General features: G+C 65.0%; 9 protein-coding genes and 1 other RNA gene. 8 read left to right on the top strand and 2 right to left on the bottom strand.

From position 1 onward, the window contains the following. Window positions 1–226 precede the first annotated feature (226 nt). The 7 genes from HMPREF2690_RS06065 (at window position 227) to HMPREF2690_RS06035 (ending at window position 6,955) form a co-directional block, all read left to right on the top strand. On the top strand, window positions 227–1,243 hold the full coding sequence (locus HMPREF2690_RS06065) for a LacI family DNA-binding transcriptional regulator (protein ID WP_070820389.1): 1,017 nt from the start codon (window positions 227–229) through the stop codon (window positions 1,241–1,243). After that, window positions 1,240–2,787: a sugar ABC transporter ATP-binding protein gene (locus HMPREF2690_RS06060; protein ID WP_070820388.1), complete on the top strand. Its 1,548-nt coding sequence runs from the start codon at window positions 1,240–1,242 to the stop codon at window positions 2,785–2,787. The genes HMPREF2690_RS06065 and HMPREF2690_RS06060 overlap by 4 nt, the downstream gene beginning before the upstream one ends. After that, window positions 2,784–3,755 carry an ABC transporter permease gene (locus tag HMPREF2690_RS06055; RefSeq protein WP_070771570.1) on the top strand — a complete coding sequence of 324 codons (972 nt, stop codon included), beginning with the start codon at window positions 2,784–2,786 and terminating at the stop codon, window positions 3,753–3,755. Before HMPREF2690_RS06060 ends, HMPREF2690_RS06055 begins: the two co-directional genes overlap by 4 nt. 33 nt (window positions 3,756–3,788) lie before the next feature. After that, the gene (locus HMPREF2690_RS06050) at window positions 3,789–4,712 is read left to right on the top strand and encodes a D-ribose ABC transporter substrate-binding protein (RefSeq protein ID WP_070820387.1); all 924 of its coding nucleotides are present in this window, start codon (window positions 3,789–3,791) and stop codon (window positions 4,710–4,712) included. Next, a complete protein-coding gene (locus HMPREF2690_RS06045; RefSeq protein WP_070422137.1) occupies window positions 4,712–5,080 on the top strand; it encodes an RbsD/FucU domain-containing protein in 369 nt (122 codons plus the stop codon). Before HMPREF2690_RS06050 ends, HMPREF2690_RS06045 begins: the two co-directional genes overlap by 1 nt. A 61-nt stretch (window positions 5,081–5,141) precedes the next feature. Next, window positions 5,142–5,543, top strand: an RNA gene (gene rnpB / locus HMPREF2690_RS06040) — RNase P RNA component class A. Window positions 5,544–5,569: 26 nt separating this feature from the next. Next, window positions 5,570–6,955, top strand: a complete 1,386-nt coding sequence (locus HMPREF2690_RS06035; RefSeq protein WP_070820424.1) for an RNB domain-containing ribonuclease — start codon at window positions 5,570–5,572, stop codon at window positions 6,953–6,955. 14 nt (window positions 6,956–6,969) lie between these two features. Here the strand turns inward: HMPREF2690_RS06035 and HMPREF2690_RS06030 are convergent, their stop codons facing one another. Then, window positions 6,970–8,151: a galactokinase family protein gene (locus tag HMPREF2690_RS06030; protein ID WP_070820386.1), complete on the bottom strand. Its 1,182-nt coding sequence runs from the start codon at window positions 8,149–8,151 to the stop codon at window positions 6,970–6,972. 84 nt (window positions 8,152–8,235) lie between these two features. On the opposite strand from HMPREF2690_RS06030, the gene HMPREF2690_RS06025 reads away from it, so the two are divergent. Further along, window positions 8,236–8,442 (top strand): hypothetical protein, encoded by a 207-nt coding sequence (locus HMPREF2690_RS06025; RefSeq protein WP_070422140.1) that lies wholly within the window; start codon window positions 8,236–8,238, stop codon window positions 8,440–8,442. A gap of 18 nt (window positions 8,443–8,460) precedes the next feature. On the opposite strand, the gene HMPREF2690_RS06020 is transcribed toward HMPREF2690_RS06025, so the two are convergent. Then, a complete protein-coding gene (locus HMPREF2690_RS06020) occupies window positions 8,461–10,062 on the bottom strand; it encodes a CYTH and CHAD domain-containing protein (RefSeq protein ID WP_070820385.1) in 1,602 nt (533 codons plus the stop codon). Between the last annotated feature and the right edge of the window lie 11 nt (window positions 10,063–10,073).

Here is a 10,073-nt window from a genome sequence, read left to right as displayed (position 1 = left end):
GGGGGGGGGGGGGGGGGGGGGGGGGGGGGGGGGGCGACCGCGGCGGCCACCAACGCCGCCGCAAAACCACACGAAATGGCGCCGGCAGTCCAACGTTCGGGGGTGTGTGGGGGTGTGGCGCTATTGACCTGACGCTCAGCTGCAGTTTAGGTTGTTCTGCACATGGTGCAAACGTTTGCACACATCACTAGCACCCAACACGATCCGGACACACACGGAGGGACCCATGGCAGCACGGGCCACGTTGCGCGAGGTTGCGCTCGACGCCGGTGTCTCGCCGTCCACGGTGTCGCGGGCGCTGGCGGGAAACCCGGCGATCTCGAAACAAACGCGGGACCGGGTGTTTCATTCGGCGGCGAAGTTGAATTACGTGCCGAATTTGCAGGCGAGGGGGTTGCGCTCGGCAGCGTCGACCGCGGTGGGGCTAACCATTCCGAGCCTGGTCAATCCGTTTTTCGCGCAGTTGGCGGCGTCGATTCAGCAGGCGGCGGACACCGATGGGTTTTCGGTGATGATCGCCACCACCAACGAGGACGCCGGCCAACTCGACGCCGCGTTGCAGACCTTTAGCGGCCAGCAGCTGGCCGGGGCGATTATTGTGCCGTCGATGCATAGCGCGCCGATGGTGCAGTCGCTGCTGGATCGGGGCCAGATGATTGTGCAGGTGGATCGGGTGCTGCCGGGGCTGGAGGTGCCGTCGGTGATTACGGACGCGCGGGCCTCCATCCGCAAGGCCGTCCAGCACCTCAAAGACAACGGCCACTCGCGGATCGGTTACATCGCGGGCCCGTCGAGTACGTCGACGGGGCTGCAGCGACTGGAAGGCTTCCACGACGCGATCCGCGAAACCAAAGAGACGAACGGCCTGATCTTCCGCGGCGGCTACAGCAGCGCGGAGGGCTTTGCGGGCGCTGCTGACCTGCTCAAGCGTGGTGCGACGGCGATTATCGCGGGGGATTCCATGATGACGGTCGGCGCGCTGCAGTACGTGCTGGACCACAAGATTGGTCTCGGCGAAGACCTCGCATTGATTGGGTTTGATGACCAGCCGGCGTTTCAGATGCAGCCCGTTCCGTTGACGGTGATTGAGCAACATGTGGAGGACGTCGGCAGACGTGCGTGGGAGAAGATCGCCGCGCTGATCCGTGGGGAGCCGACCTCGCAGCACGAGGTGTTACCCACCACATTGACTATTCGAGAATCCAGCAATTTCAACTTCACTCCAAGGAGGTGCAGCAGATGACCACAGCGGTAAAACCCCTGATCCGGTTGGACGGCATTTCGAAGTCATTCGGGCCGATCAACGTGATTGATAACGTCTCGCTCGCCGTCGAGCCGGGTCGCGTGCTTGCGCTGCTCGGCGAGAACGGCGCGGGTAAATCGACGCTGATCAAGATGATGTCGGGCGTGTATCAGCCCACCTCGGGGCGCATTCTTATCGACGATAAACCGGTCACCCTGCCCGACACCAAGGCCGCAGAAGCGCACGGTATTGCCACGATCCACCAGGAGTTAAACCTGGTGCCGACGCTGTCGGTGGCAGAAAACATCACGCTCGGGCGCACGCCGCGCCGGATGGGGTTGGTGAACTTCAAGGAGATGCGCCGCATCGCCGCTGAAGCCATCGACCGCATCGGCCTGAAGGTGGACCTGGACACGCCGGTCGGCGAGCTCGGTATTGCGCACCAGCAGTTGGTTGAAATCGCGAAGGCGTTGTCGATGGATGCGCGTGTGCTGATTCTCGACGAGCCCACCGCGGCCCTTACCGGCCACGAGGTTGACCAGTTGTTCATGGTGGTCGACGATTTGAAGGCCAACGGGGTGGGCATGGTGTTTATCTCGCACCACCTGGACGAGATCGCCCGTATCGCCGACAGTGTGGCGGTGCTTCGCGACGGCAACTTTGTCGCCGAGGTCCCCGCCACCACCCCAGAGGCGGAACTCGTGCGCTACATGGTCGGCCGCGACATCGAGGACCAGTACCCGAAGGTGGATAAAGAGATCGGCAAACCGCTGCTGACCGTGGAAAACCTCACCACGGAAGGCAAGTTCAAGGATGTCTCCTTCGAGATCCGCGCCGGCGAAGTCGTCGGCCTGGCGGGTCTTGTTGGCGCGGGCCGTACCGAGGTCGTGCGCGCCATCGCGGGTGCCGACCACGTCGATTCCGGCACCGTTTCCATCAACGGCGAGCCACTCCCGTCCGGCTCCGTCGCTCAGGCGATCAAGCGCGGCATCGGCCACGTGCCCGAGGACCGCAAGGCGCAAGGCCTCGTGCTTGGTGCCACGGTGGGGGAGAATATTGGACTGGCCACGTTGCGGTCGTCGTCACGCGCAGGGATCGCGGATGTGGGTGGTCAGCGCAAGCGTGCGGATGACGTCGCCAAGCAATTGCGCGTGCGCATGGCCGGCATCGATCAGGAGATCCGCAACCTGTCCGGCGGCAACCAGCAAAAGGCCGTATTCGGTCGTTGGGTGCTGGCGGGCTCGAACATTTTGCTTCTCGACGAACCCACGCGCGGTGTCGACGTCGGCGCCAAAGTGGAGATCTACAACATCATCAACGACATCACCCAGGCCGGCGGCGCAGTGCTCATGGTGTCCTCGGAACTGCCTGAGGTTATTGGCATGTCGGATCGCATCCTGGTGATGTCCGGCGGCCGCATCGCAGGCGAACTGCCCGCGGGTGCCACCCAGGACGAGATTATGGCGCTGGCGGTGTCCCACGTCGAAGACCACGTCGAACCACTTACAGAAACGCCACTTACAGAAACGGAGGCCCGCGCATGACGGGAACGACTACGGATGAGCGCTTGAGTACTCGCCAGCGCGTCATCAACTGGATCATGAACAACGGCGCGCTCGTCGGCCTGATCGTGCTGTGCATCGCGCTGTTCATCGCCACCCCGCACTTCCTCACGGTGAACAACCTGATCAACGTGGGCGTGCAGGCCGCCACCGTGGCGATTTTGGCGTTCGGCATGACGTTCGTCATCGTCACCTCGGGCATTGACTTGTCGGTCGGCGCGGTGGCGGCACTCAGTGCCATGGTCTCGGCGCACTTCTTCGTCGAGGCAGGCTGGCCCGGTTGGCTGACGCTGATCGCGGGTCTGCTCACCGGCTTCGCCGCAGGTGCCGTCAGCGGTATCGCCACCGCTTACGGCAAACTCCCGGCGTTCATTTCCACCCTGGCCATGATGTCCATTGCCCGCGGCGCCACCTTGGTGATCTCCCAGGGCTCGCCGATGGCTACCGCCGAGGAGGTGAACTGGCTCGGCTCCAACGCCGGAAAGTTCCCTATCCCGATTCTGATGATGCTGCTGGCCGGCGTGCTGTGCTGGTTCATCCTCTCGCGCACCGTGCTGGGCCGTTCCATGTACGCAATCGGTGGCAACGAGGAGGCCGCGCGACTATCCGGCATTCCGGTCAAGCGGGTGCTCGTCGCCGTATACGCGCTCAGCGGGCTGTTCGCAGCGCTTGCCGGTTTGGTCATGGCGGGCCGCCTGTCGTCCGCGCAGCCGCAGGCCGGTGTGGGCTACGAACTCGACGCGATTGCCGCCGTGGTCATCGGTGGCGCGTCGCTAGCCGGAGGCACCGGTAAGGCCACCGGCACGCTCGTCGGCGCGATCCTGCTCGCCGTGATCCGCAACGGCCTGAACCTGCTCAACGTCAGCTCGTTTTGGCAGCAGATTGTCATCGGTGTGGTCATCGCCGCTGCCGTTGGCTTCGACGTGCTGCGCAAGAAGACCACCGTATAGACCCCCTTTTCACAACTTCAAGGAGAACCCGAAATGTCTTTCGCTCGTAAGGCCACCGCCATCGTTGCTGCTGCGGCCATGACCCTGTCGCTTTCCGCCTGCAACCGCGACTCCGCCGACGAGGGCGCGGTCACTCTGGCGCTGTCTACCCAGACCAACCCGTTCTTCGTCCAGCTTCGCGACGGCGCCCAGGAGAAGGCCGACGAACTCGGCATCGCCCTGAACGTCCAGGATGCTTCCGATGACGCTGCGACCCAGATCGACCAGCTCAACAACGCGATCACCTCCGGCACCGACGCCGTGATCGTCAACCCGACCGACTCCGATGCCGTCGTCCCGGCTGTCGAGGCCCTGAACAACGCCAGCATCCCGGTCATCGCCGTGGACCGTTCCTCCAACGGCGGCGATGTCGCCTCCTTCATCTCTTCCGACAACGTCGCCGGCGGCAAGCAGGCAGCCGACGAGCTGGCCAAGGCCATCGGCGAAGAGGGCGAGATCCTCATCCTGCAGGGCATCGCCGGTTCCTCCGCCTCCCGCGACCGCGGCAAGGGCTTCAAGGAGGGCATTGCCAACTACCCGAACATCAAGGTTGTCGGCGAGCAGACCGCTAACTTCGACCGCACCGAAGGCCTGAACGTGGCCACCAACCTGCTGCAGGCGTACCCGAACGTGAAGGCCATCTTCGCGGAGAACGACGAGATGGCCCTCGGCGCCATCGAGGCACTCGGCGATCGTGCCGGCAAGGACGTCATGGTCATCGGCTTCGACGGCACCACCGACGGCCTGAAGGCAGTCACCGACGGCCGCATGCACGCCACCATCGCCCAACAGCCGGGCGAGCTCGGCGCCCGTGCGGTTGAGGAGGCTGCGAAGCTGCTTCGCGACGAAGACGCCACCGCCATCGTCCCGGTCGACGTTGTCACCGTGACCAAGGAAAACGTAGGCGACTTCGAGTAATGCGCAAGACAGGCATTCTCAACGCCCAACTGGCCCGCGCGATCAACGGCCTCGGCCACACCGACACGTTCGCCGTGGCGGACTGCGGCCTGCCCATCCCGGCCGGGGTAGAGGTCGTGGACCTCGCGCTGGTCTTCGGCGTGCCCCGCTTTGCCGATGTCGTCGAAGCGATTCTGGATGAGGTTGTGGTGGAAGGTGCGGTCGTCGCTACGCAAGCGCCCGATGAGGTCGCATTACTTTGCGACGACCCCACCCGCGTCGACCACGAACACCTCAAACAGGCCCTTGCGGACTGCAAGTTCGTGGTCCGCACGGGGGAGACGACCCCGTACGCCAACATCATCTTCCGCAGCGGGGTCCCGTTCTAACCCGGCGTGTTTGTGGCGGTTCCGCTCTCACGCCCTAAAGGCGTATGCTTTAGACCGCGAATGAGCCGGCCGGGCGGCCGCGGCGGCGCGAACCACCTCAGCATTGAGGCAGGCGCACGTCGAGGAAAGTCCGGACTCCACACGGCACGGTGGTTGCTAACAGCAACCCGGAGCGATCCGCGGGAAAGTGCAACAGAGAGTAGACCGCCCCGCCTTGTGCGGGGTAAGGGTGAAAGGGTGCGGTAAGAGCGCACCGGCATGCGTGGCAACACGTGTGGCCAGGTAAACCCCACCGGGAGCAAGGCAAGAACCCCTGCGCGTGCGCAGAGGTCGTCGGATGTGATGAGGCTGCCCGCCCAGTCCGAAGGTAGCTGCTTGAGGCACCCAGCGATGGGTGACCCAGATGGATGGTCGCCACCCCGCTTGCGGGGGACAGAATCCGGCTCATAGGCCGACTCATTCGCCCACTTCGTGGCACGATGGCGTTTTATGAAGCTCTACGCCGCACCCCTGAACTTCCGCGCCATTGCGCGCGAATTCGACGTGCCCACCGACTTTGCGCCATCGTTGCACGCAGAGGCCTCGGAGTTGGTGGACCGTTTCGCGGATGCGCGTATCGACGCCCGCGATATCCCCTTTGTCACCATCGACCCGGCCGGCTCTAAAGATTTGGACCAGGCCGTGTTCGTGGAGCAGCGTGCCGGTGGCGGGTGCCGGGTGCGGTATGCGATTGCGGACGTGGCGGCGTTCGTGGACAGTGACTCCGCTGTGCACGAGGAGTCGTTGCAGCGCGGCCAGACGATCTACCTGCCCGACGAGCCGGCACGCCTGCACCCGGAGGAAGTCTCCGAAGGGTCGGCGTCGCTGCTGCCGGACGTGGATAGGCCCGCCGTGCTGTGGACCTTCGACCTGGACGGGGAAGGGGAGGTCGACTCGGCCCACGTCGAGCGCGCACTCGTCCACTCGGTGGCGCGTTTGGACTACGAGGGCGTGCACGCCTCCCTGGAGGATGGCTCCATACACCCCTCGATTGCACTGTTGCCGGAGGTTGGCCGGTTGCGTCAGCAGTCGTCGCTACGCAGGCACGCGATCAACCTGCGTGTGCCGTCCGTGCGCGTGGCCCGCGACGGAGACGCCTACGAACTCGCCATTGAGCCACGCCACCCGATCATGGACTACAACTCGGAGATCTCCCTGCTCACCGGCATGGTTGCAGGCCAGATGATGGTGGACGCCGGCGTGGGGTTCCTGCGTACCCTCCAGCCGGCGTCAGCGGAAAGCGAGGCCGAGTTCCGCCGCGAGGCCCGCAACCTGGGCTTCGACGTCACCGGCGACATTGGCGAATTCCTGGCCGGCGTGGACGCGGACACCCCGCACGGCATGGCCGTCATGCGCGAAGCCCAAAAACTCCTGCGCGGCTCCGGCTACGTCGACCTGTCCAAGGACGCTCCCGAGGTCCACGCCGGGATCGGCGGCTACTACGCCCACGTTACGGCGCCGCTGCGCAGGCTTATCGACCGCTTCGCCACCGAAGTCTGCCTCGCCATCTGCGCCGGCACACCCGTGCCGAAGTGGGTCACCCGCGACGCCGCACGCATGCTGAAAACCATGGGACGCTCCTCGCAGCTCGCCAACACGGTGGAAAAAGCCTGCCTGCATCTGACCGAAGCGACGGTGCTCGAGCCGTGGGTGGGCCACAACTTCGACGGTGTGACGCTCAAATCTGGCGAGGAGCAGTCCCGCGTGTTCATCGTCGACCCGCCAGTGCTCGCACCCTCCGCCGGTGCGCCCGAGGAAGGCGTATCCACGAAGTTCTCACTCGTCCACGCCGACATCGACGCCCGCGAGGTCGGCTTCGCCTGGCCCGCGGACTAGCGCTGGACTAGCGCTTACACCTCGAGGCGGGCGACCTCACCCGGGGTGATCTCCACGACCTGGAGATCCTTCGCCATTACGGCGGCGAACGTGTCGGCGTCTTGCACAGGCACGAACGCGATCACCGCGTCGGAGGTGCCCGTGGCGGCTGGGCGGGCAGCGACGGCACCACGCTCGCGCGCCAGGGCGACCAGCGCGTCCGGGGTGGTCAGGTCGTGGGCCTCGGACGGGGAGTTCAGCAGCGTGAACAGCTCGTTGGCGCGCCGGGAGCGCAGCGCCTTGGCGGCGGCAAGGGAGCGAAGCGTTTCGGTTTCGCAGAACTGCACCCACTGGCGGGCGACGTCGGGATCGGGTGCGGTCTCGTCGCCAACGGAGCGGCGTGCCTCGACCCACTGGACGACGCGGTTGGTGGCGTCGGGCAGTTGGCGAAGGGATTCGACGCCGAAGTTGGAGCAGGCGGCGTCGATAAACTCGCGGCGGTTCGCAATCGCCTTAGTCTGCACGTCGTACGGCTTGCCCAATTCCTTGGCCAGGGAGAACACGCGCACGCCGTGGCGGGCGGGGTGGGGCGCTTCGGTCAGTGACCCGTCGGCGTAGTCGAGAACACTTACGCCTGTGCCACCGCCACGCAGGGCCACGGAGTGGCGAGCGCGCAGCACCGCCAGCGATGAGTAGGTGGCTACGGCGTGCGAGCAGATCTCCGCGAGCCGGGTGCGGAAGGGTGCGGTATCGATGTCGCCGTGACCGCCCGCCAACGCCAGCGCGATCGCGGCATCGGCGGCGTACAACGAGCCAAGACCGGCACCGAGCGGCACGTCGGACTCCACCGTAATGTCCAGGCCTGCAGTGTCGCGGGAGAGAACCTGGCGTTGGATCAGCGACTGCACCAAACCGGTCCAGCGTCGTGCGAGCGGATCTGTGACCTCGTCCTCGTGCAGCGCGGCCAGGGTTGTTTTGGCGGTGAAGTCGCCGAAGGGGCCGCGGGCGGTCAGGGCGATGGTGTCGTCGTCACGCGGGCTCGCCGCCGCAGCCGCACGTAGCGACGCCGTCCCAGCCAACGTCACACCACCAAAGTGGTCAACGTTCTCGCCGATCAACACCCACGTCGCCGGTGCGGATGCCACATGTCCGCTGCCTGGGTGAGCTGCGCGGACGCGCTGGGCGGGGGAAGTTTTGGGGGTTTGAAATGCTGCCATTACACGCTCCTTAACGGCCACCACACTACCAACCGTCTCGGTAGGGTAGGGGCGGTAAAAGCAACGAACATAAAGGAGCAGATCATGGCCGACGAGCAGTACTACTACAACCCGTCTACCGGCGAGGTCACCCAGGGCAAGGAAGCATCCTGGGATAACCGCATGGGCCCGTACGCCACGCGCGAGGAAGCTGAAAACGCCCTGGCGATTGCAGCGCAGCGCAACAAAGCAGCGGATGCCGCCGACGAAGCCGACGATGACTGGGGCGAGACCCCTTCTTGGGAGAAGTAATCCCCGCCGGGCCGTGTCTTACGGCTTGATCTTCTTAAACGCCTTGCGCACTTCGCGCACGGTGTCGTCGTAATCGCGAAGCGACGCCTCGCCGCGGTCGAGTTCGCGCTGGTAGAGCATGCCGTAGGAGAAGGTGTCCTCGCCGCGCTCGCGGGCCTCGTTAGCGAGCCGCTCGATGCGGTCGCGTGAGGTCACCGCGTCCTGGAAGTCACCCAACTGGCTTTGCAGCGCCTTGCACGCCTTAGCCAAACGCCCTGCCTTCAGGCCTGCTTCCTGGGCTGCGACGGCGGAGTAGCGCAACTTCTTGGCAGCCTTGCGCACGTCGTGGACGTAGTCCTCGCGCTCGTGCAGCGGCAAGGTGGTGTCGTCGTAGTATTCGGCGACCTTCTTGTGGCGCTTCTTCAACTTCTTGTAGCCGCGCTTGAGGTGGTCGTAAAGGACCTCCTTGGATTGCTTCTTCTCCGACTTGGCGCCGTCATCATCCCCAGCGCCGTCACCAACCGCCACTGGCGGCTCCGCCAGCAGGGCATCTACGGCATCCAGCAGCGACATGAACCGCTCGGAGTCCAGCATCTCCACAATGTCGGCGTGGGCGGCCTCGTAGTCGCGGCGCATGTCGTGTTCGATATGGGTGCGCGCGGTGTCGTCGATAAGCCCAGATTCGTCCGAATCCAGCAGGGCGAGAAAACGCTCCTCCACAACCTCCGCATCGCGCGCGACACCGAGCACGCCGGCGGAGAACTTCAGTTCATCCTCGAGTGTTGCTAGTGCTTCGCCTTCGAGGATGCCCTCGAACGTCTCCAGCAGGGAGCGCATCTCGCGGGTGGCCACGCGCAGTTGGTGGACGGAATCGAACTCATCGGCGCGCACGCGCGGTTCCCAACCCACGATCGCGTCGCGCTGTTTGCGTAGCGACGACACCACCGCCGCAGCCGGCGTCCCCTCCTCAACTTCGCCTTGGACGTGTGGGGGCAGGGGAGCGGACTTGATCGAATCACCAAGCGCGGTGGCCAACTTCGACGGCGAGGAGGACTTGCGCGCGCCCGCAGAGATCAGGAAGGAACCTGCCTGGGTAATCAGGTCATCGCCCGCCTCGGTGCCCGCAAGGGCGTCGGCGAGCTCGAGCTCCCATTCGCGCCAGGTGGTGCGCTCACCACCGGGAAGAAGGGACCAGGCGGTGACGTGGTCGTCGCAAAACTCCGCAACCGGGCCATCTTGGCCTGCAAGCGTGATCTCCACGCGGCGGTTATCCACCTGTGCGATCGGCTCGAGCGCTTCCGTGCGCACAATGGCGCGAACCTGGGACAGGAGGGCGTCGGGCACGGTCGTGGGGTCGTCGAGAGGCATGCGCACCTCCTTGCGGCCATCTTCCTGCGGCAACTTGATGTGCCAGCCATCATCCGAACCGCCGGTGCGACGACGCAGCGTGATCTTGGAACGCGTCAGGCGCAGATCGGCCGTGTCGTAGTAGACCGCAGACAGGTTGTGCTCCTGCGTGGACTCAATCGACGTCACCCCCGGCAGTTGAATGAGATCAGGAATGCCGGTGTCCTCATCCACCGCCAACTTGATCTCCACCTCAAGGAAGTTTTGTGGTGCCTGTTCAGCCTGTTCGGACATGGTGCGTGTGT

Source organism: Corynebacterium sp. HMSC034E11, assembly GCF_001835905.1.
Lineage (GTDB): Bacteria > Actinomycetota > Actinomycetes > Mycobacteriales > Mycobacteriaceae > Corynebacterium > Corynebacterium coyleae.
Note: the sequence above shows the minus strand (reverse complement) of the source record. Positions and strands in the feature narration are given on the sequence as shown.

Coding starts and splice junctions, on each gene's coding strand:
- HMPREF2690_RS06065 (WP_070820389.1), top strand. CDS start 227: ATGGCAGCACGGGCCACGTTGCGCGAGGTTGCGCTCGACGCCGGTGTC.
- HMPREF2690_RS06060 (WP_070820388.1), top strand. CDS start 1,240: ATGACCACAGCGGTAAAACCCCTGATCCGGTTGGACGGCATTTCGAAG.
- HMPREF2690_RS06055 (WP_070771570.1), top strand. CDS start 2,784: ATGACGGGAACGACTACGGATGAGCGCTTGAGTACTCGCCAGCGCGTC.
- HMPREF2690_RS06050 (WP_070820387.1), top strand. CDS start 3,789: ATGTCTTTCGCTCGTAAGGCCACCGCCATCGTTGCTGCTGCGGCCATG.
- HMPREF2690_RS06045 (WP_070422137.1), top strand. CDS start 4,712: ATGCGCAAGACAGGCATTCTCAACGCCCAACTGGCCCGCGCGATCAAC.
- HMPREF2690_RS06035 (WP_070820424.1), top strand. CDS start 5,570: ATGAAGCTCTACGCCGCACCCCTGAACTTCCGCGCCATTGCGCGCGAA.
- HMPREF2690_RS06030 (WP_070820386.1), bottom strand. CDS start 8,151: ATGGCAGCATTTCAAACCCCCAAAACTTCCCCCGCCCAGCGCGTCCGC.
- HMPREF2690_RS06025 (WP_070422140.1), top strand. CDS start 8,236: ATGGCCGACGAGCAGTACTACTACAACCCGTCTACCGGCGAGGTCACC.
- HMPREF2690_RS06020 (WP_070820385.1), bottom strand. CDS start 10,062: ATGTCCGAACAGGCTGAACAGGCACCACAAAACTTCCTTGAGGTGGAG.